The sequence below is a fragment of the Bauldia sp. genome (assembly GCF_965232525.1).
Classification (GTDB): Bacteria; Pseudomonadota; Alphaproteobacteria; order Rhizobiales; family Kaistiaceae; genus Bauldia.
Genome location: NZ_OZ246980.1, coordinates 2,581,990 through 2,607,905, shown reverse-complemented (window position 1 = coordinate 2,607,905; position 25,916 = coordinate 2,581,990). Strand labels below are relative to the sequence as shown.

Sequence of the window (25,916 nt, the reverse complement as noted above, 5' to 3'; positions counted from 1 at the left end):
CCCTATCCAGCCCGACGCCGCTTCAATTCGTCGAAGGCGACCGCGACGATGATGATCGAGCCGGTGATCACCAGTTGCCATTCCGTCGGCAGGTTCAGCATCCCCAGCCCGTTCGACAGATATGACAGGATCAGCACGCCGAGTGCGACGCCGAACAACGACCCGACCCCGCCGGAGAGACTGACGCCCCCGAGCACCACCGCGGCGACCACCTGGAACTCGAAACCAAGCCCGGAGAGATGGACTGCCGAGCCGAGCCGTGACGCGAGCAGGATACCGGAGACGGTACCGAGAACGCCGGAGATGATGAAACAGGTGAACTTGATCGCCCGCACATTATGTCCGGCGAGCCGCGCCACCTCGGCGTTGCCGCCGACCGCGTAGACCTTCCGTCCGAACGGTCGGTAGCGCATCACATACATGAACAGCGCCAGCAGTCCGAACGCGATCAGCGCCGGATACGGGATGACTCCGAGGAACCGCTCGTTGCCAATCGCGAAGAACGAGTCGAGATAGACGTCGTCGGGGATCGCCGTCTTGCCGGTGTAGAGGTAAACGCAGCCCCGCAGAATGAACAGCATCCCGAGCGTCACAATCAGCGAGTTGATGCCGACATAGGCGGAGAGGTAGCCGTTTATCGCCCCGACGATCAGCCCAAGACAGAGCGCGCCGGCTAAACCAATGGCCAACGACCCGGTCTCATTCATCAAAACGATAAGCGGGATCGCCACCGCCGCCTGGAGCGAGCCGACCGAAATATCCACCTCGCCGGACATGAAGACGATCGCCACCCCGATCCCGGCGATCATCATCAGCGACGCTTGGCCAAGTACGTTGGTCAGGTTGCGCAGGGTGCCGAAGTGCTCGGTCGCGATCGAAAAAAACAGGATCAATACGATCAGCAAAACGACAAGCGCGATCTCGCTCTGCCGCGACAGCGCCGCGTAGAGGTCAGTGACCGGCCGCGCCCGGCCGGCGGCAAGGCTAGGCGATTGCGGCATCGAGAATTGTCTCCTGGGTTGCCGCGTCGCGCGCGAAGGTCGCGGTGATCCGCCCCTCCGCCATCACCATGATCCGGTCACTCAGTCCGAGCAGCTCGGGCATCTCCGACGTCATCATCACCACTGTGTGCCCGTCGGCGGCGAGTTGATCGAGCAGTGTGAAGATTTCGGTCTTGGCGCCGACATCGATGCCGCGGGTCGGCTCGTCGACGACGATCACACGCAGGCCCCGCATCAGCCAGCGTGCGAGCATCACCTTCTGCTGATTGCCGCCGGAGAGGTTCTTGACTTCCTGATTGAGGCTCGGGGTGCGGATACGAAAGCGGTCGACGTAGCTCTGACCCGCGGCCCGTTCCTTGGTCTCGTCGACAAAGCCAAGCCGGGCGAAGTCGGCCAGCGAAGCAATCGAGAGATTGGTGATCACCGGCAACTCGAGCATCAACCCCTCGCCCTTGCGGTCCTCGGTGAGAAGCCCGATGCCGAGGGTGACGGCCGCACGGGTGTCATGCGGCGAGAGCCGCTTGCCGCCGATCTCGATCGTGCCCGCGTTGATCGGATCGAATCCGACGATCGCCTTGGCGAGTTCGGTCCGCCCCGCGCCCATTAGCCCGAAGAAGCCGAGGATCTCGCCGGCCTGGGCATCGAACGAGATGTCCTGCAATTTTTCGGTCGACAACCCCTTCACCGAGAGTGCGATGTCCGCGGTGGCATGGCCGCGGTGGCGCGGAAACAGATTTTCGATCCGCCGCCCGATCATGTCCTCGATCAGCGTATCGTTGGTGTGCTCGCCGATCGGCTTGGTGGAGATATGCCGACCATCGCGTAGGACGGTGACGGTGTCGGCGATCGCGAACACCTCGTCGAGCTTGTGGCTGACATAGACCACTGCGATGCCCATCTCGGTCAGCCGACGGATGACCGCGAACAGCAGCTCGACCTCGTTGGGTGTCAGCGATGATGTCGGCTCGTCCATCACCACGATCTGCGCTTCGTGCGCCAGCGCCCGGGCGATCTCCACCATCTGCTGCTGGCTAATCGGCAGCGTGCCCGTGCGCGCCTTGGGATCGACGTCGAAGCCGAGCCGCTCGAACAGCGCCTTGGCATCGCGGCGGATGGCGCGCCAGTCGATCGATCCGATCGCCCCGGTCGGATAGGCTTCGAGGAAAATGTTCTCCGCCACTGTGAACTCGGGGATCAGCGCGATCTCCTGGAACACGACCTTGATGCCCTGCCGGATCGCATCGCTCGGGTGGGCGATCTCCGCGTCGCGGCCACGGATACGAATGGTGCCGGCATCCTTCTCGTAGACACCGGCGAGGATCTTGATCAGCGTGGACTTGCCGGCACCGTTCTCGCCCATCAGGGCATGGACCTTGCCGGCTTCGAGATGAAAGCTCACCCCATCGAGGGCGACGACGCCGGGAAACCGCTTGGAGATGCCGACCATGTCGAGGGCGGCGGTATCCTCGACTTCGACCTGTGCAGGCGCGAGGGCGGTGTCAGCTGGCATCGGCCTTCCTCCGCAGCACATCGAAGTAGATCGCCAGGATCAGCACCACGCCGGGCACGATCATCTGGAGGTCCTGGTTCCATTGCAGAACGATGATGCCGTTATCGATAACCTTGAGAACCAGTACGCCGAGCAGTGTACCCATCAACGTCCCCCGCCCGCCGGACAGGCTGGTGCCGCCGAGGATCACCGCCGCGATCACCACCAGTTCGAACCCGCGGCCGGCGGTGGGCTGGCCGGCATTCATCAGCGATACCAGGATCAACCCGGCGACGCCGACCAGTAGTCCGGTGAGCACGAAGGCGAACAGCTTGAGCCGCTGGGTCCGCAGACCCGAGAGCCGCGCCGCCTTCTCGTTGGCGCCGGAGGCGTAGAGATAACGACCGAGCGTGGTGTGCCGCAGCACCAGATAGGAGGCGGCGAACACGATAGCGGCGACGATGACCGGGATCGGCACCGGCCCCACATACCCGGCGCCGATATCGACAAAGGAGGGGATGTGGTGGCGGTTCTGCACCGCCTCGCGGGTATAGAGGAACACCCCACCCTGCAGGATCATCATCGTCCCGATGGTGGCGATCAGCGAATTGACCCGGAGCTTGGTCACCACCAGGCCGTTGAACAAACCGACGGCACCGCCGAAGGCGATACCGGCAAGGGCGCCGAGAAACACGCTGTCGGTGTTGTTCATCACGTCCATGGCGACGCAGCCGACGAACGCGATCGACGCGCCGACCGACAGGTCGACCTCGGCCGTGATCAGCAGCATAGTCATGCCACACGCGACGATCAGCACCATCGCCGACTGGCGCAGAATGGCGATGATGTTGGCAGCGGAATAGAACTGCGGTTCGGCCAGCGAGATCGCCAGGCAGATAACCGCCAGCGCGACGATCAGGACGATCGGTCCCTTGCTCGCCAGCGCACCGATGACGTTGGGTGATCGTTCCGGCGCAGAGACTTCGCTGACCATCGGACGTTCGACGCTCCGCATCGTCGCCCGGAACCGTCAGCGGTCCCGGGCGCGATGAGTGTAGCCGACTTACCCTTTCAGGTCCGCCGCCGTCTTCATGCAGGCATCCGGCGGCTGAATGGCGTTGACCGCATCCCAGATGATCGCACGGCTGTCACCGTCGTACTGGTAGTAGGTCGCCCACTCCTCGCCGATCATCGGCGAGGTCGGGCTGACGATATGCTCTGGCACCTCGTCGCCGTTGTAAACCGACACCGCCGCATCGATGGTGGTGAAGCCGACCTTCTCCGGGAACATCGCCGCTTCGATCTGATACGAAGGCTCGTTCTCCATCGCGTTGATGAAGGCAAGACCTTCGCCACCGGTACCAACCACCAGCAGATTGTCCTGTGACTTGCCGGCCGCCTTCCACGCCTGGAGACCGCCAAGCGACGACGAGTCGTTGATTCCGTAGATGATGTTGACGTCGTCGTTCTGGGCGAGCGCGGCGGTCGAGACTTCCAGCGCCCGATCGGGATTGCCGCCGCCATCGAGATCGTGGACCAGTTCAGCGTCCGCGATCTGGGTACGGATACCGTCCATGAAGCCCTCGGAGCGGAGCACAGTGGCGGAGAGCAGCGGTAGGCCGACATTCATCACCTTGGCAACGCCGCCGAAGTTCTCCTTGGCGTACTTCCCGGCTTCGACCCCGGCGTGATAACCGGTGTCGTAGTCGCAGATCGCGACCATGGTGGTCATGCCCCTGACGGGGTTGCCTTCCAGCACCACCGGCATACCCTCTGCCTTGGCGCGGCGCAGCAGCGGCACGACGCCCTCCTCGTTAACGGGCGTCAGGATCAGCACGTCGACTCCCTGGGACATGAAGTCTTCTGCCGCCGAGACCTGCTTGGCAACGTCCAGATTGGCGTCCTTGACTTCCAGCGTCATGCCGAGCTGCTCGGCCCGGTCCTGCATTCCTTTGATAACGTTCTGATACCATTCGTGCGTGGCGTAGTTGACCACGTAGCCGATGGTCTTCGGTCCGTCCTCGGCCTGGGCCGACGCGGCCATGATTGTCGCGAGCGCGGTGCCGGCGACCATCAGTTTCAGGATCGACTTACCCATTTACCTACCTCCCGGTTGTCTCGCGCCGACTATGGTTTGTGCGGCCGCTCTTTGTTGTCGCCGGCGGGTTTGCCAGCGTGGTCTGGAGCACCTAGGGCGCGCGAGATTTCGAGTGCCGCAGTCTGAGCACAGCGCAGGACCGCTTCGTGGTCCATACGCGCGCGCGTCTGCGGCAGAAACGGAACAGTGAGCGCCGCCACCGCGGTGCCGAGATGGTCGCGGATCGGCAGCGAAATGTTGATGCAGCCATCGACGGCAAGCGACGTGCGCATCTCGAAACCGTTGAGGTCGATCGCCGCGAGGCGCTCGCGCAAAGCGTCCCCGTCAATCGCTGAGTCCGCCGCAATCAGCAGTTCGGTCATGTGATCGCGCGAAGCTTCCGGCATGCAGGCGAGCAGAACCGCGCCGGAACTCGTTTCAAGAATCGGGAATTGCGAGCCGATCGCCACCGAATACCGCATCGGCAACGGCGAATCCGCCTGGAGAACGATGAGGATCTGCGTACCGTTGAGGACCGCGAGGTGGCAGCTCTGATCGGAATCGGCCGCCAGTGACCGCATCACCGGCAACGCCACATCGACCAGTTGGTTGACCGGTGGATGCTGGTGAGCGAGCTCAAACAGCTTTAGCGACAAGCGGTAACGATCGGAGCGTTGCGCCCGAACAAGATAGCCGCGCCGTTCCAGGAGCTGGATGACCCGGTAGATCTCGTGGATCGAACGTCCGAGGCCGGCCGAGATCTCCGTTTGGGTCACCCCTTCCGGGCGGCCCGCCATGAACTCGAGGATGTCGAGCGCTTTCTCGGCGGCCGGAACGCGATAGGCCGGACGCGACGGCGACGCCTCGGCGGTCGGTGGGGCCTCGGTTTCCAGCGTGCGGACGTCCTCGCTCATGCGACGCTCCGATCGAGCGACACCGGACCGAGTCGGTCGGCGGCCGCGTTGAACCAGTCGACCAGTTCCCGAGCGGACAGATCGCCTCTGATCGCCGCGACGGCTTTGTGGGTCCCTTCCCGAAACGCCGGAATGAACCCGGGCATGGTGTCGCGGAGGTAAGCCCCCTGCAGCGTCGCTAGCGTGTCGGCGAAGAAATCCCTGGTCAGGCGGTTGGCTTCAGGGTCGGTCCAAGCGGAGAGCGAACCTGGCTGCCCGCCCTCGCGAACATACACGCCGCGCTGGACCTCCGGGTCGAACAGATGCAGCGCGTAGGCCGCCGCCGCGTCGGGGTTCTTCGAGAACGCGCTCACTCCGACACCGGCGCCGCCGAGCAAGGCACCGACCGGTGGTGTCGAGGGAATATCGGCGAATAGAAGGTGAGGAGTCTCGGTCCTTGAGGTGTAGTTGACGTAACCGAACGCGAACGGCGTGTAGACCACGTCGTCGTTCCGGATCATGTGCTCGCAGCAGCTGATCGGATTCAACGACCACGAGTCCGGGTGGGATAGCGCCGCGATCGCCCGGAACCGGTCGACGACCGCCTCGGCGACTTCACTGTCGAGCCCGACGCCATCGGCTAGTCGCACCGGCTTCCCGGCCATCGCCGCGCCGGTGAGGATGAGGCAGATCGCATCGGTCGGAACGAGTGGCAAAACGAGCCAGCGATTGTCGGCCCGGACGTTACGGCCGAGATCAAGCACCTCGTCGTGAGTGCGCGGTGGACGATCGGTGTATGTCCTGAGCAGGTCAGGCCGGTACGCGGCCACTTGTGCCGCCGCGTCGATCGGCAGCCCCCATTGTTTCCCTTCGGCCTGATACGACCGCCACGAAGCACCTACCGAGTCCGCCTCGTAGGCGCGGGCGTCCGCTGCGCTGAGATAGGGGTCGAACGGAAGCATCAGCCCATCGCGGGCGATCTCGCCGACGAACGGATGATCATAAATGACGAGGTCGTAGTCCTGCACCGCGAGATCGAGGCGCCCTTCGCCGAACTCGTAGAGACTGCGGCGGTCCCAGGTGATGGAGTCGATTTCGGGATGATTGGCGAGGTAGTCGCCGACGCCGGCGTCGAGCGGTCCCCAACAGCGACGGTGATCCCACGCAAGCCCTTTGAGGGCGACGCCCATCCTCGGTTCTCCCAAACGTTTGTACCAGCCGATCTCCGCCAGCCTTGTGAGTCACAATACGTCGTTTTTTTAAATATACAATCCCTTTTTTTATATGCCGGAATGCAGGCGCCTTGCTCTAAAGTCGCTCAAGAAACTCACGATGGCCGATCGCGCGACGGGCGGCCGTCGCGAACTGTCGCTCCATCCCGTCAGCGATGTCGCGGGCCTGTCGCTGGCGTGTCGATGACCCCGTCGACCGCCTGGCGATCGCCTGATCGAGCAGGCCGAGGCCGTCGAGCACCGGGTAGTAGAGCTGCGCCTCAATGTGCGGAAAGCCGGACAGATAGGTCTCGAAATCGTCCCCGGTCGGCATCCTGGTCCGCCACGAGTCAAGGCGTTCCCTGGCCTCCGGATGGATGCAGGCCTCCCGCACGTGCCGCCAGAACGGCGTATCGTCCCGCTCGGTCACGTAGTGCACGTTGATGAAGGTCCGGAAGTCGTCGATCTGCCGCCCGACCCGCTGGCTGTAATCCTCGGCGGCGTCCGTGCTTGGCGCAAAATCGGGCTTGAAATAATCCTCCGCCAGCACCAGCAATTGCACCACCGTGCCGTGGATCGACGTCGCCTCCAGCGGTTCGAGGAACCCGGCCGACAGCCCCAGCGCCAGGCAATTCTTGACCCACGGCCGCGCCACCCGGCCGACCGACATCTTGATGTCGGCCCGCGGTTCGATCGTGCGGCCGAGGGCGGCTTCGATCTCGGCCTTGGCCTCGTCCGGCTCGAGGAACCGGTCGGAGTAGACATAACCGCAGCCGAGACGATCCTGGGTCGGGATCTGCCACATCCAGCCAGCCTTTTGCGCCCAGGCCATGGTGGTGGTCTGGATCTCGGCATCGGGTTCGTGATCGAGCCAGAACGGCATCGCCCGATTGACCGGCAGCTCGTCGGCATAGGACACCCAGCCTCCGTCCATTTCCTTGCCGATCAGCTGCCGGCGAAAGCCGGTACAATCGATGAAGAAGTCGCCGGAGAGCCTTGTTCCTTCGTCGAAAACCAGCGCTTCAATGAAACCGGTCTCGGCATTTTTCTCAACGCCCGCCACCGTGGCATCGACGATCTCGATTCCCTTCGCCTGCGCACGCAGATAGCGGCCGACGGCTGCCGCGTCGATGTGATAGGCGTACTGAAACGGCCCGACCGGCGCGAGCCGACCATTGTCGTCGCGGCCGTAGGGGCTAAGGTCAGCCTTTATGAGCCGGTCGAAGAGATGGAGTCGCGACACTGGACGGCCGGCGGCGACCGAGAAGATGTTGAGGAACTCCGACGTTCCTGCCCCCTCAACCAGCGCATGCGGATCGTCAATCGGCCCGTCATAGGTGACGCCGACCCGTCGCCAATCCTTGTGGCGGATGCCGTACTTGATCGTGCCGCGCGTCTCGCGCAGAAAGTCGGCTTCGTTGATGCCGAGATGATCGAGCACCGTCTTGAACACGGCGGTGGTCCCCTCGCCCACACCGATGGTCGGGATCTTGCTCGACTCCACGACCGTGATCTTCACGTCGGCCCGGTTGTCCTTGGCGGTCCGCGCCAGCATCAGGGCGGCAAGCCACCCGGCGGTGCCACCGCCGACGATTACCAGGTGGCGAATAGGCGTGATCATGGGCTGGGACTCCTTGGATGGACTCGGTCCTCTCGCCGCGGAAGCGATGCCGAGTCGAGGCTCGCATGCAGGTAGAGGCCGGTGGTTCGGAATTCGCTCGGGCTCGCACCGAAGAAGCGACGGAAGACCTTGGCGAAGTAGTTGGGATCGGCAAAGCCGCACAGCGGTGCGATCTCCTTCACCGGCATGACCGCATGGCCGGTCAGTAGCCGGGCGGCGTAATGCATGCGCGCCTGAATCACATATTCGGCCGGCGGCAGCCCTTCGCTTGCGGCGAACACCCGCGAGAAGTGGGCGCGGCTGAGTCCGGCGACCGCCGCGAGATGATCGACGCCGAGCGACCCGCCGAGGTTTTCGTGAATGAAGGCGACGACCCGACCAACGGCGTCGCCTTCAGCTTCGGCGCCGATGATCGACTGTGGCCCGAACACCGCGTCATACACGACTGCTGTCGCCTCATAGGCGATCGCCGAGGCGGCGCCGGGCGTCTCGCCGCTACCTTCGACCAGTCGGAGGCACGCCGATGCCATCGCTTCGATACAGTCGGGGTTAAGCCGCAGGACCGGCCCGGCCGTCGCCTGGATCGCCCGGCAGATGCGGATGGCCTCGCGGCCGCTCAGCGCGATCCAAAAGTACGCCCAGCGGTCGCCGGGTTCGAGCCAGTACCGATGGTCGTGGGGCACGATCACCAGCATGGTGTCGCCGGCGCCGAGACGATGGCGACGGCGCTCGAAGGTCAGGTTGCCGGTGCCGGACACCGTGTGTTGCAGCACCGCGAACGGCGTCTGACCGCGTCGGCGCCCGTGACAGTCATACGGCTCGTCCTCTCGAATCTCATACCCGGCGCTGGTCGGCATCGTGTGCAGCCGATGGTGCGCCCGCGGCAGCGATATCACCTTCATCGTCGACGCATACGCCGCCAAGCGATCGAGCACAGAATTACCCATACAAGCACAAATACCCTCTGGTGGGCCAAACGCCTGCGGTCATACTAACCGCATGTCGTTCCCATCGTGAGTCAATTTCACCCGCGCGGGATACGCTCCGGCGACCACCGGGCTGCAACGGAGACCCTTCATGACCGATTTCAAGATCGCCATCATCGGCGCCGGCAGTGTCGGCTTCACCCGCAAGCTGGTGGCCGACATCCTCAGCGTCCCCGAATTCGCCGAGGTCGAATTCGCGCTCACCGACATTAACGAGCATAACCTGACGATGATCCGGCAGATTCTCGAGCGGCTCATCGCCGCCTCCAAACTGCCGACCCGGATCACCGCCACCACCGACCGGCGCCAGGCGCTGGACGGCGCACGCTACGTCATCAACTGCACCCGCATCGGTGGGCTCGAGGCTTACAAGCACGACATCGAAATCCCTCTGAAGTACGGGGTCGACCAGTGCGTCGGCGATACCATCTGTGCCGGTGGCATCCTTTATGGCCAGCGCAACATCCCGGTCATCCTCGACTTCTGCCGCGACATCCGCGAGGTCGCCGAAGACGGGGCCCGCTTCCTCAACTATGCCAACCCGATGGCGATGAACACCTGGGTCGCCCTCGAGCACGGCAAGGTCGACACCATCGGTCTCTGTCACGGCGTCCAGCACGGCGGTCAGCAGATCGCCGAGGCCCTCGGCGCCACCGCGCCCGGCGAACTTGAGTTCATTTGTTCCGGCATCAACCACCAGACTTGGTTCATCGATGTCCAGGTCCGTGGCCGCAAGATCGGGCGGGATGAACTCGTCGCCGCGTTCGAGCGACATCCGGTGTATTCGGAACAGGAGAAGGTCCGCATCGATGTGCTGAAGCGGTTCGGCTACTACTCGACCGAGAGCAACGGCCATCTGTCCGAATATCTCCCCTGGTATCGCAAGCGGCCCGAGGAGATCGCTGGCTGGGTCGACATGTCCAATTGGATCCATGGCGAGACCGGCGGGTATCTGCGCCACTGCACCGAACGAAACCGCTGGTTCGAGACCGACTTCCCCAAGCTTCTGGACGAGGCCGACACACCACTCGATCCGTCGAAGCGCTCCAATGAACATGCCAGCCATATCTTGGAAGCCCTGGAAACCGGCCGGCCCTATCGTGGTCACTTCAACGTTCGCAACACCGGCCTGATCACCAACCTGCCCGAGGACGCGATCGTCGAGACACCCGGCTATGTCGACCGCTTCGGCCTCAACATGGTCGCCGGGATCACCTTGCCGGAGGCCTGCGCCGCGACCTGCATTTCGTCGATCAACGTCCAGCGCATGGCGGTCCACGCCGCGATGACCGGTGACGTCGAATTGCTCAAACTCGCCGTCCTCCACGATCCGCTGGTCGGCGCCGTCTGTTCGCCGGACGAGGTGTGGCAGATGGTCGACGAGATGCTCGTGGCCCAGGCCGAATGGCTGCCGCAATTCGCCGGCGCCATCGATGACGCGAAGCAACGGCTCGCCCGAAAAAGTGTCCCGACCCGTGACTGGCAGGGCGCGGCGCGGCGCGTTGCTTAGCCCGGCGCGGCAGCGCGCCTGACGCCCGGCACTACCCGCCTGAACGCTACAATCGCGGCGTTATTGGTGGTATGGTTCGGCCTCGGCCACCACACACAGGGCGACGGGTCTGTGGCTGCGCTGTTCGACATGGGACGGGACCGGTATCAGCCGGATCCGACATATGCCTACACTACCGACGCGCAGGTTCGCGTCGATCAGCGCAAGCTTGCCGTTCTCGTCGGCGTGATCGCCCTCGGGCTTCCGATCGTCCTCATCGTTGCCGGTCTTCTAGGCGATCGCGGCGCAGCGCTCGGCGCCTGTTTCTACGATTCGATCAGCCATTTCTATTACGCCCAGTTCTGGGGCGATGTCTTCGTCGGCGCTTTGGTCTTTATCGGCACCTTCATGATCGCCTATCGCGGCGAAAACCCCCGCGAGAGCCTGCTGGCGACGTTGGCCGGGTTCTGCGCCTACGGCGTGGCGGTCTTTCCGACTGCCGGTCGCGGCTGCGAAGTGGAAGCGTTTTCCGGCCGAGCGCTAGCGGATTTTGGGCCGATAGAGACCGAACCTTACTTTGGTGTTTGGCAGCCCGATGATGCCCGGATGTTGTTTCAGCTCTTCGAGGGCGCCAATACCATGCATTTCGTCGCTGCGGCGTTGCTATTTGCTTTTTTGGCCTATTACTCGTTCTTCGTCTTCACCCGGGTGACCGCTGACCAGCGCAACGCCGACGGCACGCTGACCGCGACCAAGCGCACCCGCAATCGCCTCTACATCGCTTCCGGAATCATCATCCTGTTCTCGATGGCGGCGATCGCCCTGAGTGGCCCGCTCGGCTTTGCCAACTGGGAAACCCTGAACCTGACCTTCTGGTTCGAAGCGTTGGCGCTGTGGGCCTTCGGCCTGTCGTGGATGTTGAAGGGCCGCTTCTTCGGTTGGGCGTTTCTCGACGCCCGCGACAAGCGAGACCACGAGATCATCCTGCAGCGCAAACACCCGGGGTGAGCCGCGTCGTCCGCGCCGGTTTCCTCAGCCCAGGCTGTCGAGAAATGCGTTCGCCTCAGCGACGATCCCTGTCTTTCGCTCCGTCGACCAGCCGGCAAGCGCCCGGTACGGCATCGCCATCCGTGGATTCGCGGCGAGCTTGTCCGCGTTGCGGATCAGGAACGCCCAGTACATGGCGTTGAACGGACAGGCGTCCACGCCCGCCTTCTTCTTCACGTCGTAGGCGCAGTCGCCGCAGAAGTCTGACATCCGGTTGATGTAAGCGCCCGACGCGGCATATGGCTTCGACGCCAGCAGGCCACCATCGGCGAACATCGCCATGCCGTGGGTGTTGGGGAGCTCGACCCAGTCGAAGGCGTCCGCGTAGACCGCGAGATACCATTCGGCGATCTCCTTCGGGCGAATCCCGGCGAGCAGCGCGAAGTTGCCGGTCACCATCAGCCGCTGGATGTGGTGCGAGTAAGCGAATTCCCGGGTACTGCCGATCACCTCGGCCATGCAGCGCATCGGCGTCTCGCCGTTCCAGTAAAGCGCCGGCAACGGCCTTCGGGCATCGAGCGCATTGGTCTCGGCATAACCCGGCATCGTGAGCCAATAGATGCCGCGCACATATTCGCGCCAGCCGAGGATTTGGCGAATGAACCCCTCAGCCGCGTTGAGCGGCACTTGGCCGGTACCGAAGGCGGCCACGGCACGGGCACACACCTCGCGTGGATTGAGCAGCCCAATGTTCAGCGCCGGCGACAGCAGCGCATGATGCAGGAACGGCGCCCCGGCCTTCATCGCATCCTGATAGTCGCCGAAGCGCGGGAGCGCGGTTTCGATAAAGTCGTCCAGTGCCGCCAGCGCGTCTTCGCGGGTGACCGGCCATGCGAATGAGTCGAGGTCGCCGAAATAGTCGGCGAAGCGCTCGGCAATAAGCGCCATGACGTCGCGGGTGATTGCGTCGGCGGGGAAACGCCGCCGCTCCGGGATAGCGACATCGGCTGGCAGCCGTTTGCGGTTTTCGGCGTCGTAGTTCCAGCGCCCGCCGATCGGCTCACCGCCGTCCATCAGCAGCCCGGTCTCGCGCCGCATAGCCCGGTAGAAGTGCTCCATCCGAAACGTTCTGCGGCCGGCGGCCCAACGCCGAAACCGTGCACGGTCGGCGAAGAACCGGGTGTCGTCGCGGATATCGACCGGAACACCGAGGTCGTCCTCCCAGCGGCGCATCATCGCCAGCACGCGCCATTCTCCGGGTTCGCAGACGACGATCCGCTCGGGTCGATGGCGATCGATCGCCCGCGCCAGCTCGCCGGAAAACGATCCCGTGTTGCCACCATCGTCGAGCCGGACGTAGTCGACGGTGATCCCCTGCTCCGCCAGCGCGGCCGCGAGGTGCCGCATCGCCGACAGTACCAGCACCAGCTTCTGCTTGTGATGCGGGACGTAGGTCGTCTCCTCCGCCACCTCGACCATCAGCACCACGTCGGTGGCCGGATCGATATCGGCGAGCGAACTGATGTCGCGACTGAGCTGGTCGCCGAGGATCAACCGCAAAGTCTTCACCACGGCAGGCGGTTTCCGCGATAGTCGAAGAAGCCGCCGGTATCCACGGCGGTGAGTCCGTCGATCACGGCGAGGAGATCTCCTGCCGCGACCTCAGGCGCTCGGACATCGAGCCCGGCCTTGCTGAACGGCGCCGACAGACGGCTGTCGACGGTGCCCGGATGGAGCGCGACGCAGACAGCGTCCGGCCGCTTGCGCGCGAGCTCGATCGCCGCGGTACGCACGAACTGGTTGAGCGCGGCCTTAGAGGCCCGATAGCTGTGCCAGCCGCCGAGCTGGTTATCGCCGATGCTGCCGACCTTGGCCGACAGGGTCGCGAACACGGACTTTCCCTGGCGCGGCAGCAGCGGCAGAACATGCTTCATCACCAGCGCCGGACCGATGGCGTTGATCGCGAACGCCTCGGTGAGACGGGCTGGGTCCAGATCGCGCCAGCCCTTCTCGGGCATGAACCGATCGTCGTGGAGAAAGCCGGTGGCGTCGAATGCCAGGCGGATCGGCAAGTCGCTGGCAGCGAGCCGCGCCACAGCGTCAGCGATGCTCGGTTCCGATGTCAGATCGACACCGTCGCTGCGAGATAGTCCGACGACGTCGGCGAACGCGCCGGATTCGCTGAACCGTCTGCGAACGGCACCACCGACGGCGCCGGAAGCACCGAAGACGACAGCGAGCCCGCCGGGTGGAAAAGATGCCAGGTTAACGGTCATGTCCGCTCGCTCTTTGATGACGCCTGGTCAGGCGAGACGAGGGGATGGTGCGGATCAAGCGACGCCGGCGAGCGGATCGTGGGACCTCCGCTCGTCGGCGTAGCGCCTCAGCCCCTCGGCTGGGGGATGAGAACCGTATCGATAACGTGGATCACGCCGTTGTCGGTCTCGATGTCGGCCTGTACAACATTTGCGTCGTTGACAGTCACACCATCCATCGACTTGGTGACCTGCAGCATGCGCGCATCGGTGTTGAGCGGCTTCACATGAATCGTCCGACCGGGAAGCATGTTCGACTCAAGTTCTCGGCCGAGCACGTGATAGGTCAGGATCGCGACCAGCTGATCCTTGTTCTCCGGCTCCAGAAGACTCTCGACCGTGCCGTCCGGCAGCTTGGCGAACGCCTCGTCGGTCGGCGCAAAGACAGTGATGTTGTCGGTGGTCGCCAGCGTATCGGCCAGACCGGCAGCCTGCGCGGCGGCAAGCAGCGTGTTGAAGCTGCCGGCGGCCTGAGCCGTCTCGACGACATTGTTTGCCGACGCGATACCAGTTGTCATGAGGAGCGCCGCGGCGGCGCCGATGATCGAATGCTTGAAGGTCATACCCGTCTCTCCTTTGGGTTTCTCCCTGATTCCAGGATCAGGCTCTCTGGGTGACAAGACGGGTACGGACACGGCCGCGGATCGGATCATTCAGCCGGCTAACGGTCACGAAGATGTGACAGTCATCCGCTCGAAACTGCTCTGACCGCGAAGTAGCCGGCGGTCGCTGACACTGCGGTCAATGCGGTTCCCCAGATGACATCGACGACGGTGACGATCACCGGCCAGTTGCGGATCGTGGCGAGATTGGTGAAATCGTAAGTCCCGTAGGCGACGAAGCCGAACAACGCCCCAAAGCCCGCCGCCATCAGCCACGAGCGCGCTGCAGCGGCCGGCATCACCACTAAGACGACGACGCCAACGGCGTAGAAAAGATAGAACAGCGCCGCGACGGTTAGGTTGGGGTTGGTCGCCAGCAAATCGCCCAGCCGCGGTCGGTAGAAGGCCGGTGACATCACGTTCAGCCAGACAAAGTCGATGGCCAGGAAAACTACGGCGGTGGCGAGGTAGGCGATACCGTATTGCAGCACAATCGTCTCCCTGTCCGGCGCGTGGAACCGGCAACTGGTCTGGAACTGTGGAGGGCTCTGAAGCCCGGCGCTAAATTCGCAGGAACGGCTGCGCTAGCCGTGCCATCATCCCGCGGAACCGAAGCGGCGCGTCGGTCACCGCGAGGCAGATGCAATCCTCGCCCGGCCCTGCCGACGGCTGATGTTCGACCGACTCGTCAGCCTGTTCGATATCGCCGCGGGCGAAGATTTCGTCGCCATCGACCAGCGTCCCGCTCAGCACCAGGGTCAGTTCGGTGCCGCGGTGGCCATGATGCGGCACCGGCTCCCCGCCGGGGATCCGAAGCAAGCGAACGCTGGTCTCCCTGTCCCCGGTCTTGATGGGCAGGTGCTTTGCCTTCGTCCCGAGCCGACGCCAGCGGATCGTATCGACATCCCCACCGACATAACTGCGCAGCGGCTCCGGCAGGATCGGCTCCCGGCCGCTATGTCGCTGGCCGCTTCCGCCGAGGCCGCCTTGCTGAGAGTCGGCTTGTACAGGCGACGCATCGATCCGGTCCATAACCGCATCGAGCGAACTCTCGTCAACGGGAGCCGCGTCGATCTCTTCGAGCAGCGCGCCACCGACAGCGGCCGCCGCCCGGGCGCGCTCGCGACTTTCGGGGCATAGCGCCAAATGTGTGGCCACTGCCAGGCTCCAGCCCTCCGACAGGCTTCCGGCTTCGTAACTCAACAGCAGATCGTCACTAATATGATGACGCATACTCACTTCACGTCTCCAAGACTGGGGGCAAGCGCTGCCCTCAACTTGCCAAAGGCAAGCCTCAGCCGCGACTTCACGGTCCCGAGGGGAATACCAAGCTGCTTGGCTATGACGCTTTGCGGCTTGTCCTCGAAATAGGCCAGACGTAGAATCGCCTGCTCAGCCGGCGACAGATCGGCCATCGCCACTTTGATTTTGTCCGCCGCCTGCTGGCCTTCCACCACCCGATCCGGTTGGGGATCGGCGGCGGGCACTAGCGCCGGGTCGTTCGGATCGAGTTCGGGCCGGCGCTCCCGTCGGTAGGCATCGATCCGGAGATTTCGGGCAATGGTGAACACCCAGGTCGACGCCGACGCCTTGGATGAATCGAACTGGCCCGCCTTACGCCAGACCGTAACCATGGTCTCCTGCATCAGTTCTTCGGCAGCCGCAGCGCCACCGTCCGACGTCAGGAGGTAAGACTTCACGCGCGGCGCGAAATGACGGAAAAGCACTTCGAAAGCTGCGCGGTCCTGCGACGCCGCCACGGATCGAATGCACGCGTTGAGCGTTTCCGCCGAGGCTTGGCTTGCCGCTTTCGTCACATTCATCTTCCTGGCGCGGCCGCCCCAGGCCGACGTGCCGCCTCGGGCGCGGATTGGCGCGGAGCGATGGTGCCATACTTCCAGAATGGGCGAAACGGCCGGCTGCATGACGCTTTTACGACCTCACTCGTCAATCGGATCACCCGCTCGCTGCCTTTTTTGAGTGATCCGAAGCGAGCCTAAGCCCGTAAGAGTTTCTGTCGCCTATAACAAGAAGTCTCACCCTATGAACCTCCACGTCGACGCCAACCAGTTGCTCGCATCGACTGCCCTCCGCCGGCGGATCGCCGTTATCGGCTCCGGCATATCCGGCCTGTCGGCGGCCTGGCTCCTGTCGTCCCGTCACAATGTGGTGGTCTATGAGAAGGAACGGTGGGCCGGCGGCCATTCCAACACCGTCGATGTTGATGGACCGGATGGCCCGATCGCCGTCGATACCGGATTCATCGTCTACAACGAGCGGAACTACCCCAACCTCACCGCTCTGTTTGATCATCTCGGCGTCGAGACAGAAGCGTCGAATATGTCGTTTGCAGCGTCGTTGGACAACGGCGCGTTCGAATACGCCAGCGCGCCAATCAACAGCGTCGTCGGCCAGCGTAGCAATGTGCTCAAGCCACGTTTCTGGCGCATGGTGCTCGACATCCTGCGCTTCTACGGCGACGCGCGGCCATACCGGCAGGGACGCGACCCAGGCTCGATCAGCCTTGGTGCTTTCCTCGACCAGCGGGATTATTCGTCGGCACTGGTCGATGACCATATCCTGCCGATGTGCGCAGCGATCTGGTCGACGTCGCCCGATCGGATTCGCGCGTTTCCGCTCCGCTCCTTCATTCGCTTCTTCTCCACCCACGGTCTGCTCGAGTTCGGCAACCGCCCAGAATGGCGAACGGTGACCGGCGGAAGTCGCGAATACGTGGCGAAGCTGCGTGAGCCGCTCGGCCGGCGGATGCTGACCGGAGTCGGCGCCCGCCGCGTCCTCCGCCATGGTACCGGCGTCACCGTTTGGGACACCGCCGGCAATGCCGCGGACTATGATGACGTAGTGATCGCCACCCACGCCGACCAGGCGCTCAACCTGCTCGACGACCCGAGCCCGCAGGAGGCATCGGTACTCGGCGCCTTCCGCTACACTCACAACACCGCCATATTGCACGACGACCCGGCGCTGATGCCCCGCCGGCGGCGCGTGTGGTCGAGTTGGAACTACATCGGCGGCAACGACGAAACCGGCAACCGGGACCTCTGCGTCACCTATTGGATGAACCGCCTGCAGAATCTCGACCGAAGACAACCGCTGTTCGTTACGCTGAACCCGACGCGATACCCCAAGCCCGGTTCGATCAAACGCGTGTTCGACTACACCCACCCGCTTTTCGATCTCGAATCGATGACCGCGCAGGAGAAGCTATGGGATCTCCAGGGGCGGCGGCGCACGTGGTACTGCGGCAGCTATTTCGGCTACGGCTTCCACGAGGACGGCCTGCAGTCCGGGCTGGCGGTGGCCGAATGGCTCGGCGGCGTCCAACGGCCATGGTCGGTCGCCGGTGAGACGAACCGGGTGGCAATGCCGCAGCCGGCGGCGGGTCTGGAGCTGGTTGCGTGAGCGCCGCATCCGGGCTTTACGCCGGCACTGTCGACCACGAACGACTGCGGCCACGATCGCACCGGCTTCGCTATAGCGTCTTCTCGCTGCTGCTTGATCTCGACGAGCTCCCCGACCTCGACCGAAGACTGAAGCTGTTCGGCCACAATCGCTTCGCCGTCTTCAGCTTCCACGACAAGGACCACGGCTCGGGAGCGCCGGGAGCGCTGCGCGGTTGGGTCGACGGCGAACTGGCGGCAGCGGGCCTCGCCATCCCGGACGGCCGGGTGCGTGTCCTCTGCTATCCGCGGATTTTCGGTTACGTATTCAATCCGCTGACCCTCTATTTCTGTCACGCGGCCGACGATCGACTGGTCGCGATTCTGTATGAAGTCAGCAACACTCATGGCGAGCGTCACACCTATGTGATCCCCACTGACGAAGCTGACGGGTCCGTTGTCCGCCAAAGCTGCCGTAAGCAGTTCTTCGTCTCGCCGTTTATGGAAATGGACTGCACCTACGACTTCCGGATCGCGGTGCCCGGAGAAAAGACAACGGTGTCCATCGCCCAACGCGATTCCGAGGGGCCGCTGCTCTCCGCCGTGTTTCGCGGCAAACGCAAGCCCCTGATCGATCGGACGCTGGCGTGGGCAATGTGTCGCTATCCGCTGATGACCCTCAAGGTGATAGGAGGCATCCATTGGGAAGCCTTGCGCCTCTGGCTGAAAGGCGTACCTGTGGTTCCGTATCGCCGCGCCGCACGGACAATCGCGTCGTCCGTGGAGGCCGCGCCGGCGAAGATGGGAGAGGGTCGTTGACCTCACACACTGATCGCGTTGAACCCGGTGAAGCGGGAACGTCACGGCCGCTTTGGCGAAAGCTGGCGGAGTCGTGGGCGAGTAGCTGCACCCACGGCCAGGTGACACTGGTATTCCCCGACGGCGACGCTGTTGTTTTCAAGGGAACCGAACCCGGTCCCGCCGCGACCATGCGCCTCCACAACGGCAAGCCGGTGTGGAAAATGATCAGTCGCGGTGACCTTGGCTTTGCCGAGGCGTACATGGACGATGACTGGTCGACGCCCGACCTCACCGCCCTCGTCGAGTTTGGCGTTCGCAACGAAAACGCTCTGGCTGGCCGGCTAACCGCATCCTGGCTGGTGCGGCTTGTCTCGAGCATGCAGTTCCGTCTGCGCGCCAATTCGCGCTCGGGCGCCAAGCGCAACATCGCCTTCCACTACGACCTTGGTAACGCCTTCTACCGGGCTTGGCTCGACGAGACGATGACCTACTCGTCGGCCCTGTTCGCATCGGACCGCCTATCGCTCAGTGCGGCGCAGGAGGCCAAGTATCGGCGGATCATCGAAACGCTCGACATCGGGCCAAACGACCGGGTCCTGGAGATCGGCTGCGGTTGGGGCGGCTTCGCGGAACTCACCGCCCGCGAAACCGGCGCGCAGCTCACCTGCCTCACCATCTCGAAGGAGCAAGCCCGCTTCGCCACCGAGCGAATGGCGGCGGCGAACGTCAGTGATCGTGTCGAGATTCGGCTCGAGGACTACCGCGATACCCGGGGCGACTACGACAAGATCGTTTCGATCGAGATGTTCGAGGCGGTTGGTGAGGAGAATTGGCCGGTCTTCTTCGACGTGGTCCGCGAGCGGCTGACCGAACACGGCCGAGCCTTGCTTCAGATCATCACGGTGCCGGACGATCGCTTCGCGACCTATCGCAAGCGAGTCGATTTTATCCAGCGATACATCTTCCCGGGCGGCATGCTCCCCTCGCCTCGCGCGCTCAGCGATGCGATTGCCAACGCCAAGCTGGAACTTGCCGACCGTTTGTCGTTCGGTCAGTCCTACGCCGAGACTCTACGACAGTGGAACGAGCGGTTCCAGGAGGCCTGGGAGAGCATTCGCCCCCTTGGCTTCGACGAGCGGTTCCGTCGAATGTGGACGTATTATCTCAATTCCTGTGAGGGCTGTTTCCGGACCGGCGCCACCGACGTCGGTCAGTTTCTGATCGACAAGCGACGGGCCTAGCTGCCCACCATCCTACGTGTGATTGCGAAGAACAGGCGGTACGGCAGGGCGCGGAGCGCTTTCATCGCCACCTTCATCCCGAACGGAAACACGATCTCGAACCGCCGCGACTGCAAGCCAGCCATGATATCGTTCGCCGCCTGATCGGCGGGGATGAGAAACGGCATCTTGAATTCGTTCTTGCGGGTGAGTGGCGTGTCGACGAATCCCGGCGAAACGAGCTGCAGCTTCACACCGTGCCGGGCGAGATCGGGCTCCAGCGCCTCGCACATGTTGATGAGCGCGGCTTTGGTGGCGCTGTAGCCGGCGGCCGTAGGCAGTCCCGCATAACCAGCGACCGAAGCCACTACCGCAATGTGTCCCCTGCCCCGTTCGATGAACCGGGCCATCACCGGGGCGAGACAATTGACCGTGCCCATCAGATTGGTCTCGACCAGCCTACGAAACGTTTCGATATCAAAGTCGGCTGCCTTGAATGGCTGGTGCGTCCCAGCGTTGAGAACGACGAGATCGAGCGGTCCGAGATCGGCTTCGATCCGTTCCACGGTTTCGCTGACTTCGGCGGCGCGGGTGACGTCTACCGGATAGCCGACAACATGGCCCGGCTTCGTCTCGGCTTCGGCCGCCAAGCTATCGAGGTCGTCGGCGGTGCGGGCACTGGCTGCGACCGTCCAGCCGGCCTCGACCATGGCTATCGCCAACGCCCGGCCTATGCCCTTGCCAGCACCGGTCAGCCAGACCCGTCGCGAGTCATTGGGTTCCACAAGTGTCCCCTTTTGGTCAGCGACGACCGACACGTCGCCACGCCTTTACGATACGTGGACTAAACACCAGCGGTTCACAGTCACGCCCTGGCGCCGGCGACGAACTCCGCCTTCCGGCCGCGAATACGCTCGACGATGAAGTCCACGAAGGCGCGAATCCGCGCCGTGCGGCGCAGGTCGTTGTGAAAGAGGAGCCAGAGGCTTCGATCGAGCACCGGCTCTGAACACGGCGCCCGCACCAGACCCGGCGAGCGGTCGCCAAGAAAGCAGGGCAAAATCGTCAGGCCGACCCCGGCGCTGGCCATGGCGATCTGTGGCACGGCTTCGTTGATCCGGTGCTTGAGTCGCGCCTTGGGGAACGGGCTCCTGCGAATCCAGGGCGCGGTTTCGTCGGCGTCCGGTTCGCCCCAGCCAATCCAGGTGAGCCCCTCACCGCCATCTTCGGCACGGACACGTTCGGCATAGCCCGGTGAGCAATAGACCGCTTTGGCGCAACGCTGCACCCGCCGGCCGACCACGTCGTCCGTCACCTCGTAAGCGTAGCGGATTGATACGTCCGCCTCCCGCCGGGCAAGGTCGGCAAAGGCGTTGGTCACCTGAAGGTGCAATTCGATATCCGCGAACGCCTCGGTGAACGCCGCGAGGTCGTCGCCGATCGAACTGATGCTGAGGGCCGGTGCCATGCTGACATGGATCGTGCCGGTCGGTCGCGAATCCCGCCCGGCGATCAATCGCGAGGCGGATACGATCTCATCTTCGACCTTGAGCGCGTGGGGCAGCAGCCGCTCGCCGAGCTCGGTGAGCACCAGGCCACCGCGGGTGCGATCGAACAGCCGCGCATCGATCCCGGCCTCGAGCGTCGCGAGGCGTCGCGACACTGTCGCGTGGTTGGCGTGCATTGCCTCTGCTCCGCCGCGCAGACTGCCGGAGCGCGCGACGGCGAGGAAGAACCGGAGATCGTCCCAATCGATCGTCGAGAACCGATCCGACATCATTGTCTCATCTCATGGTTCATTCACGAACCACAATGGATGCCGATTTCCGATTTTATTGCAAGAATTATCCACCATCTTGGTGCCGTAGCCCAATGGAGGAACCAGAGATGGCAACGGTTACAGCGACACGCACAGTGAATGCCCCGCTCGCCGAGGTTTGGGCAAGCTGGGATGAATTCGCCGATATTCGCAAGTTTCACCCTGACCTGAGGGACTCGTATCTGCTTGCTGACAGCGCCGCCACCGGGCTCGGTGCCCTGCGCCAGTGCGACTTCAAGGACGGCAAGACGTATCTGAAGGAGAAGATCATCGGCTACGAGCCGCGGCAATGGCTGGTCATCGACATCTACGAGACGTCGGCGCCGATCAAGAAAGCCGGTGCCAGCTTCGACTTCAAAGCGCTGGGGCCAAGCCAAACCGAGGTCACCATGCGCCTCGAGTTCACGCCCAGAATGGGTCTGCTCGGCCAGCTGATGCTGCCCATGATGAAGAGGCAGTTCGCCAAGTCAGTAACCGGACTGCTCGAAGGCAACGCGGCCTATGTCGAGTCTCAGCCGCGACTGCAAGCCGCCTGACGCCCCCTCAATCAGCGATGCGAAAAAGGAAGTAAACGCCATGTCCGTCGTATTGGAAAAGACCCAGGCCCAGCCGGCGTTCCCGGACGCCATCCACAATCCCGATAACCCGCGTCACTTCATGTTGGTGAAGCCGGTGCCGCGCCGGGTTCAGGTGTTCAGAGGCGATACGCTGCTCGCCGACACCATCGAAGCCATCCGCGTTCTTGAGGTCGGCAAGACGCTCTACGATCCGGTGCTGTACATCCCGGCCGCCGACATTCGCGAGGCTTTGACGCCGGTCGACAAAACCACCCACTGCCCGCTCAAGGGCGACGCCAGTTACCACGCCCATAACGGTCACGAGATCGCTTGGTCCTACGAAGCCCCGTTCGCGTTTTCGGCGGTGCTCACCGCGCACAGGGCGTTCTGGCCGGACAAGGTCCGCATCGTCGAAGGCGACTAACGTTCAGCCGCCATTCAGCCAGATCGTGGTCAAAGGTGACGGTGCCGGGTCGGCGGGCCCGGCGCTGCCGCGTCTGAGACGCGGTTTGCGTATCCCGCCAAGTAATGCGCCGGGGTGAGCGCGGACGTCCCCTCCGGGACGAACGGAAAGACGCCCACCATGGGAGCGGACGGCGCGCCTGTGTAACCCGACGACCGGCACGTGCTGGTCGCCCAGCGTAAGGACCGCACCACCCATGGCCACCTACATCGGTACTCTCGGCAACGATTTCTGGACAGGCAGTCAGCAGACCCAGTACGGCCTCGACGGCAACGACTTCCTGTCGCCAACGGCCGACAACAAGTCGTACTTCCTCTATGGCGGCAACGGGAAGGACGAACTGGTCGGCTTCAACCAGGACGACGAACTCTACGGAGGCCGCGGCGCCGACGACCTGTTCGGCCTGAAAGGCGACGATGTCTTGGAAGGCGACGGTGGTTCCGACTTCCTGTTCGGCGGCAAAGGCAATGACCTCCTGTCCGGCGGCAAGGGCCAGGACGTCTTTGTCTTCAACACCAAGCTCAACGCCGACAAGAACGTCGACACCATCACCGACTTCGACGTCACCAAGGATTTCATCGACCTCGACAAGTCGATCTTCACCAAGGCCGGTCCGGTCGGCGAGACGCTTCAGGCGAAGAAATTCGTGATCGGCAAGAAGGCCGAGGACAACAACGACCGCGTTATCTACAACGACGGAAACGGCGTCATCAAATACGACCCGGACGGCACCGGCCCCGACAAGGCGACCGAGTTCGCCGTCGTCGACGCCAAGCTAGCGATGAGCCATGTCGACTTTTTCGTCATCTGATCTCGAAGCCGCCGGTCAGGCTGCCGTCTCGGTCGGCGGCCTGATCGTGGCTCTCGCGGATCCGACCACTCTTTGCATCAATCTTACGTAAATTTTGCTAAAAAGCGATTATATACTATAGGTACAACACAATATTTCTTTACCTTGATCAACATAAGCTCAAAATCGCCATCTTCTACTAGCCGGGCCGCGTGTAACAATGTGCGACGACGCGGCCTGACCTAACCGGAGTCGAACCGCCGCCTCAAGGAGGTTGCTATGACGATTCCGATTATCGTCGGCACGAAGAAACCCGACGAAATTGATGGAACCGATATCGCCGAACTGATCGTTTCCGGCAAAGGCGCCGACGTCATCCATGCCAATGGCGGCGATGATTTGGTGAAGAGCGGCCGGGGCGACGACCATGTCGACGGCGGCGATGGCGATGACCTGCTGGTCACCGGCAAGGGCGATGACACCGCCGATGGCGGAGCCGGCGACGACCTGATCGTCGGCGGTCGCGGCGATGACGACCTCACCGGCGGTAGCGGCGACGACCGGCTCGACGGTGGCCGCGGCGATGACGATCTCACCGGAGGTAGCGGCGACGACTGGCTCGACGGTGGCCGCGGTTGGGACGTGGCCAACTTCTCGGGCGATGCGCGTCGGTTCGAGTTCGGATTCGGCTCCAGCCACCTGACGATCACGGACATGGTCACCGGTGAGACCGACACCGTCGTCGACGTCGAGGTCCTGAAGTTCGACAATGCCGCGTTCTTCCTCGACGGTCGCAACAACGGACCGATCGCCGACGATGTCGCCGCGACCGCTGACGAAGACGGCCCGGCTGTCACCGGTCACCTCCTGGTCGAGTCTGATGCCTTCGATTTCGACGACGACGCGCTTGGCATCGTCGCCGTTGACAGCGCTGCGGCGAACGTCGGCCACGAGATCGTTCTGGCTTCCGGCGCGCTACTCAAGGTCGCGGCAGACGGTACCTACAGCTACGACCCCAATGGCCAGTTCGAAGCTCTGAATGACGGGGAAACGGCGACGGACAGTGTATCCTTCACCATCTCCGACGGGTCCGAAACGGTCACCCGAACGCTGGAGTTCACCATCATCGGCGAGACTGACAACCTGGCACCGGTCGCGCGGGACGTCCTCTATGTCGTCAAAGAGGACAGCGCCGGCCAAACCTACCAGTTCGACGTCACCGACGAAAACCCCGGGACACTCTCCTACGACAGCCCTGGCATGGAGACACCGCCGTTTTCTATCATCATCCCGAACCAAACGACCGATTTCTGGAATACGCTTGACGGCAACTTCAGCCTGGTCCCGGGCCAGGATCTCGACGTGACGGCCGTCAACGAAGTCCGCGATTTCGTCTTCACCTATACAGCCACCGATGAATTCGGTTTGGTTAGCAACCAAGCAACCGCGACCGTCAGGATCATCGGCGAGAACGACGCGCCACAACGGCCCTCCGGGGTTTCCATTCCTCTGAGGTTCGATGAGAACAGCGGGACTATCATCGACGCCTACAACATCGTCGATCCTGATAGCGACAACGACGTCACCGACCTCGATTACACATTCGATCCCCCACCCGGCGTCGTGATATTCGATAATGGCGACGGCACCTACACGGTCGATACCGACCAGGGCTTCGACTATCTGGCACCCGGGCAATCGACGGAGGTGAGCTTCACCGCCACCGATCGACACGGCGCTTCGACGACGTTCTCCAACCTGACGATCGACGGCGTGAACGACGATCCGGTCACCGCCGACGATCGGTTTGTGACGGACGAGAACACCGCGTTCGCCGGCGACCTCTTTGCCGACAACGGCAACGGAATCGACAGCGACGTCGATGACGGCGACTCCTTTACAGTCACGGCGATCGATGGCGTCGTCGTTGTTGGCGGATCGCAGGTGATCCAGCTGGCATCGGATGCGCTACTGACGATCAACCCGGACGGAACCTTCGCATACGATCCCAACGGGCAGTTCGACGATCTCGGCGGGAGCGACAGCGACAGCTTCGTCTACACCGTGACCGACCTCTATGGCGGCATTGGCCAGGCGACCGCAACCATCACCGTCGAAGGCGTTGGCGATATAGCGACGGAGAAGTCCGCGCCCCACCTGCTTCTTGACGCCTGATCGAACGGCCGAGCCGGCC

General features: G+C 63.4%; 25 protein-coding genes. 9 read left to right on the top strand and 16 right to left on the bottom strand.

Features of this window, described 5'->3' with window-relative positions:
* Positions 1 to 2: 2 nt before the first annotated feature.
* The 8 genes from ACO076_RS12365 to ACO076_RS12330 form a co-directional block, all read right to left on the bottom strand.
* Entirely contained in the window at positions 3 to 1,001 is a 999-nt protein-coding gene (locus ACO076_RS12365; protein ID WP_421723134.1) for an ABC transporter permease, read from the bottom strand.
* Positions 985 to 2,511 (bottom strand): sugar ABC transporter ATP-binding protein, encoded by a 1,527-nt coding sequence (locus ACO076_RS12360; RefSeq protein ID WP_421723133.1) that lies wholly within the window; start codon positions 2,509 to 2,511, stop codon positions 985 to 987. The genes ACO076_RS12365 and ACO076_RS12360 overlap by 17 nt, the downstream gene beginning before the upstream one ends.
* Positions 2,501 to 3,484, bottom strand: coding sequence for an ABC transporter permease (locus ACO076_RS12355; RefSeq protein WP_421723132.1), 984 nt, complete (start codon positions 3,482 to 3,484; stop codon positions 2,501 to 2,503). The genes ACO076_RS12360 and ACO076_RS12355 overlap by 11 nt, the downstream gene beginning before the upstream one ends.
* A gap of 69 nt (positions 3,485 to 3,553) precedes the next feature.
* Positions 3,554 to 4,588, bottom strand: coding sequence for a sugar ABC transporter substrate-binding protein (locus tag ACO076_RS12350; protein WP_421723131.1), 1,035 nt, complete (start codon positions 4,586 to 4,588; stop codon positions 3,554 to 3,556).
* Positions 4,589 to 4,617: 29 nt separating this feature from the next.
* The gene (locus tag ACO076_RS12345) at positions 4,618 to 5,481 is read right to left on the bottom strand and encodes an IclR family transcriptional regulator (RefSeq protein ID WP_421723130.1); all 864 of its coding nucleotides are present in this window, start codon (positions 5,479 to 5,481) and stop codon (positions 4,618 to 4,620) included.
* The gene (locus tag ACO076_RS12340) at positions 5,478 to 6,650 is read right to left on the bottom strand and encodes an extracellular solute-binding protein (RefSeq protein WP_421723129.1); all 1,173 of its coding nucleotides are present in this window, start codon (positions 6,648 to 6,650) and stop codon (positions 5,478 to 5,480) included. Before ACO076_RS12340 ends, ACO076_RS12345 begins: the two co-directional genes overlap by 4 nt.
* Before the next feature lie 118 nt (positions 6,651 to 6,768).
* Entirely contained in the window at positions 6,769 to 8,292 is a 1,524-nt protein-coding gene (locus ACO076_RS12335) for a tryptophan halogenase family protein (protein ID WP_421723128.1), read from the bottom strand.
* Entirely contained in the window at positions 8,289 to 9,239 is a 951-nt protein-coding gene (locus ACO076_RS12330; RefSeq protein ID WP_421723127.1) for an AraC family transcriptional regulator, read from the bottom strand. The genes ACO076_RS12335 and ACO076_RS12330 overlap by 4 nt, the downstream gene beginning before the upstream one ends.
* Positions 9,240 to 9,369: 130 nt before the next feature.
* Between ACO076_RS12330 and ACO076_RS12325 the strand changes: the two genes are divergently transcribed.
* Together ACO076_RS12325 and ACO076_RS12320 are read left to right on the top strand one after the other, a co-directional pair.
* On the top strand, positions 9,370 to 10,788 hold the full coding sequence (locus ACO076_RS12325; RefSeq protein ID WP_421723126.1) for an alpha-glucosidase/alpha-galactosidase: 1,419 nt from the start codon (positions 9,370 to 9,372) through the stop codon (positions 10,786 to 10,788).
* Between the two features lie 111 nt (positions 10,789 to 10,899).
* Positions 10,900 to 11,775, top strand: coding sequence for a hypothetical protein (locus ACO076_RS12320; protein WP_421723125.1), 876 nt, complete (start codon positions 10,900 to 10,902; stop codon positions 11,773 to 11,775).
* A gap of 24 nt (positions 11,776 to 11,799) precedes the next feature.
* On the opposite strand, the gene ACO076_RS12315 is transcribed toward ACO076_RS12320, so the two are convergent.
* The 6 genes from ACO076_RS12315 to ACO076_RS12290 form a co-directional block, all read right to left on the bottom strand.
* The gene (locus ACO076_RS12315) at positions 11,800 to 13,323 is read right to left on the bottom strand and encodes a cryptochrome/photolyase family protein (RefSeq protein WP_421726731.1); all 1,524 of its coding nucleotides are present in this window, start codon (positions 13,321 to 13,323) and stop codon (positions 11,800 to 11,802) included.
* On the bottom strand, positions 13,320 to 14,030 hold the full coding sequence (locus ACO076_RS12310; protein WP_421723124.1) for an SDR family oxidoreductase: 711 nt from the start codon (positions 14,028 to 14,030) through the stop codon (positions 13,320 to 13,322). The genes ACO076_RS12315 and ACO076_RS12310 overlap by 4 nt, the downstream gene beginning before the upstream one ends.
* A gap of 107 nt (positions 14,031 to 14,137) precedes the next feature.
* Entirely contained in the window at positions 14,138 to 14,632 is a 495-nt protein-coding gene (locus ACO076_RS12305) for a fasciclin domain-containing protein (RefSeq protein WP_421723123.1), read from the bottom strand.
* Between the two features lie 122 nt (positions 14,633 to 14,754).
* Entirely contained in the window at positions 14,755 to 15,162 is a 408-nt protein-coding gene (locus ACO076_RS12300) for a DUF2177 family protein (protein ID WP_421723122.1), read from the bottom strand.
* A 70-nt stretch (positions 15,163 to 15,232) separates the two neighbouring features.
* Positions 15,233 to 15,904: a ChrR family anti-sigma-E factor gene (locus tag ACO076_RS12295; RefSeq protein WP_421726730.1), complete on the bottom strand. Its 672-nt coding sequence runs from the start codon at positions 15,902 to 15,904 to the stop codon at positions 15,233 to 15,235.
* 2 nt (positions 15,905 to 15,906) lie between these two features.
* Positions 15,907 to 16,494, bottom strand: a complete 588-nt coding sequence (locus ACO076_RS12290) for a sigma-70 family RNA polymerase sigma factor (RefSeq protein WP_421723121.1) — start codon at positions 16,492 to 16,494, stop codon at positions 15,907 to 15,909.
* Positions 16,495 to 16,714: 220 nt separating this feature from the next.
* On the opposite strand from ACO076_RS12290, the gene ACO076_RS12285 reads away from it, so the two are divergent.
* The 3 genes from ACO076_RS12285 to ACO076_RS12275 are packed head-to-tail and all read left to right on the top strand — an operon-like array spanning position 16,715 to position 20,114.
* Complete coding sequence (locus ACO076_RS12285; RefSeq protein ID WP_421723120.1) at positions 16,715 to 18,094, top strand: NAD(P)/FAD-dependent oxidoreductase; 1,380 nt, start codon at positions 16,715 to 16,717, stop codon at positions 18,092 to 18,094.
* Complete coding sequence (locus tag ACO076_RS12280; protein ID WP_421723119.1) at positions 18,091 to 18,891, top strand: DUF1365 domain-containing protein; 801 nt, start codon at positions 18,091 to 18,093, stop codon at positions 18,889 to 18,891. Before ACO076_RS12285 ends, ACO076_RS12280 begins: the two co-directional genes overlap by 4 nt.
* Positions 18,888 to 20,114 (top strand): class I SAM-dependent methyltransferase, encoded by a 1,227-nt coding sequence (locus ACO076_RS12275; RefSeq protein WP_421723118.1) that lies wholly within the window; start codon positions 18,888 to 18,890, stop codon positions 20,112 to 20,114. The genes ACO076_RS12280 and ACO076_RS12275 overlap by 4 nt, the downstream gene beginning before the upstream one ends.
* On the opposite strand, the gene ACO076_RS12270 is transcribed toward ACO076_RS12275, so the two are convergent.
* Both ACO076_RS12270 and ACO076_RS12265 read right to left on the bottom strand, forming a co-directional pair.
* Positions 20,111 to 20,878 carry an SDR family NAD(P)-dependent oxidoreductase gene (locus ACO076_RS12270; RefSeq protein ID WP_421723117.1) on the bottom strand — a complete coding sequence of 256 codons (768 nt, stop codon included), beginning with the start codon at positions 20,876 to 20,878 and terminating at the stop codon, positions 20,111 to 20,113. The genes ACO076_RS12275 and ACO076_RS12270 overlap by 4 nt on opposite strands.
* An 80-nt stretch (positions 20,879 to 20,958) precedes the next feature.
* Positions 20,959 to 21,870, bottom strand: coding sequence for a LysR family transcriptional regulator (locus tag ACO076_RS12265; protein WP_421723116.1), 912 nt, complete (start codon positions 21,868 to 21,870; stop codon positions 20,959 to 20,961).
* A gap of 110 nt (positions 21,871 to 21,980) precedes the next feature.
* Here ACO076_RS12265 and ACO076_RS12260 point away from each other — a divergent pair, with 110 nt between their 5' ends.
* The 4 genes from ACO076_RS12260 to ACO076_RS12245 all read left to right on the top strand — a co-directional run bounded on the left by ACO076_RS12260 (position 21,981) and on the right by ACO076_RS12245 (position 25,897).
* A complete protein-coding gene (locus tag ACO076_RS12260) occupies positions 21,981 to 22,448 on the top strand; it encodes an SRPBCC family protein (protein ID WP_421723115.1) in 468 nt (155 codons plus the stop codon).
* Positions 22,449 to 22,488: 40 nt separating this feature from the next.
* Entirely contained in the window at positions 22,489 to 22,893 is a 405-nt protein-coding gene (locus tag ACO076_RS12255) for a DUF427 domain-containing protein (protein WP_421723114.1), read from the top strand.
* A 235-nt stretch (positions 22,894 to 23,128) separates the two neighbouring features.
* Positions 23,129 to 23,743, top strand: a complete 615-nt coding sequence (locus ACO076_RS12250) for a calcium-binding protein (protein WP_421723113.1) — start codon at positions 23,129 to 23,131, stop codon at positions 23,741 to 23,743.
* A 258-nt stretch (positions 23,744 to 24,001) separates the two neighbouring features.
* On the top strand, positions 24,002 to 25,897 hold the full coding sequence (locus ACO076_RS12245; protein WP_421723112.1) for an Ig-like domain-containing protein: 1,896 nt from the start codon (positions 24,002 to 24,004) through the stop codon (positions 25,895 to 25,897).
* The last annotated feature ends 19 nt before the right edge of the window (positions 25,898 to 25,916 follow it).

What these genes read in the sequence shown, in the direction of transcription:
- ACO076_RS12365 (WP_421723134.1), bottom strand. Translation starts at nt 1,001, where the DNA reads ATGCCGCAATCGCCTAGCCTTGCCGCCGGCCGGGCGCGGCCGGTCACT.
- ACO076_RS12360 (WP_421723133.1), bottom strand. Translation starts at nt 2,511, where the DNA reads ATGCCAGCTGACACCGCCCTCGCGCCTGCACAGGTCGAAGTCGAGGAT.
- ACO076_RS12355 (WP_421723132.1), bottom strand. Translation starts at nt 3,484, where the DNA reads ATGGTCAGCGAAGTCTCTGCGCCGGAACGATCACCCAACGTCATCGGT.
- ACO076_RS12350 (WP_421723131.1), bottom strand. Translation starts at nt 4,588, where the DNA reads ATGGGTAAGTCGATCCTGAAACTGATGGTCGCCGGCACCGCGCTCGCG.
- ACO076_RS12345 (WP_421723130.1), bottom strand. Translation starts at nt 5,481, where the DNA reads ATGAGCGAGGACGTCCGCACGCTGGAAACCGAGGCCCCACCGACCGCC.
- ACO076_RS12340 (WP_421723129.1), bottom strand. Translation starts at nt 6,650, where the DNA reads ATGGGCGTCGCCCTCAAAGGGCTTGCGTGGGATCACCGTCGCTGTTGG.
- ACO076_RS12335 (WP_421723128.1), bottom strand. Translation starts at nt 8,292, where the DNA reads ATGATCACGCCTATTCGCCACCTGGTAATCGTCGGCGGTGGCACCGCC.
- ACO076_RS12330 (WP_421723127.1), bottom strand. Translation starts at nt 9,239, where the DNA reads ATGGGTAATTCTGTGCTCGATCGCTTGGCGGCGTATGCGTCGACGATG.
- ACO076_RS12325 (WP_421723126.1), top strand. Translation starts at nt 9,370, where the DNA reads ATGACCGATTTCAAGATCGCCATCATCGGCGCCGGCAGTGTCGGCTTC.
- ACO076_RS12310 (WP_421723124.1), bottom strand. Translation starts at nt 14,030, where the DNA reads ATGACCGTTAACCTGGCATCTTTTCCACCCGGCGGGCTCGCTGTCGTC.
- ACO076_RS12305 (WP_421723123.1), bottom strand. Translation starts at nt 14,632, where the DNA reads ATGACCTTCAAGCATTCGATCATCGGCGCCGCCGCGGCGCTCCTCATG.
- ACO076_RS12295 (WP_421726730.1), bottom strand. Translation starts at nt 15,904, where the DNA reads ATGCGTCATCATATTAGTGACGATCTGCTGTTGAGTTACGAAGCCGGA.
- ACO076_RS12290 (WP_421723121.1), bottom strand. Translation starts at nt 16,494, where the DNA reads ATGAATGTGACGAAAGCGGCAAGCCAAGCCTCGGCGGAAACGCTCAAC.
- ACO076_RS12285 (WP_421723120.1), top strand. Translation starts at nt 16,715, where the DNA reads ATGAACCTCCACGTCGACGCCAACCAGTTGCTCGCATCGACTGCCCTC.
- ACO076_RS12265 (WP_421723116.1), bottom strand. Translation starts at nt 21,870, where the DNA reads ATGTCGGATCGGTTCTCGACGATCGATTGGGACGATCTCCGGTTCTTC.
- ACO076_RS12260 (WP_421723115.1), top strand. Translation starts at nt 21,981, where the DNA reads ATGGCAACGGTTACAGCGACACGCACAGTGAATGCCCCGCTCGCCGAG.
- ACO076_RS12255 (WP_421723114.1), top strand. Translation starts at nt 22,489, where the DNA reads ATGTCCGTCGTATTGGAAAAGACCCAGGCCCAGCCGGCGTTCCCGGAC.
- ACO076_RS12250 (WP_421723113.1), top strand. Translation starts at nt 23,129, where the DNA reads ATGGCCACCTACATCGGTACTCTCGGCAACGATTTCTGGACAGGCAGT.
- ACO076_RS12245 (WP_421723112.1), top strand. Translation starts at nt 24,002, where the DNA reads ATGACGATTCCGATTATCGTCGGCACGAAGAAACCCGACGAAATTGAT.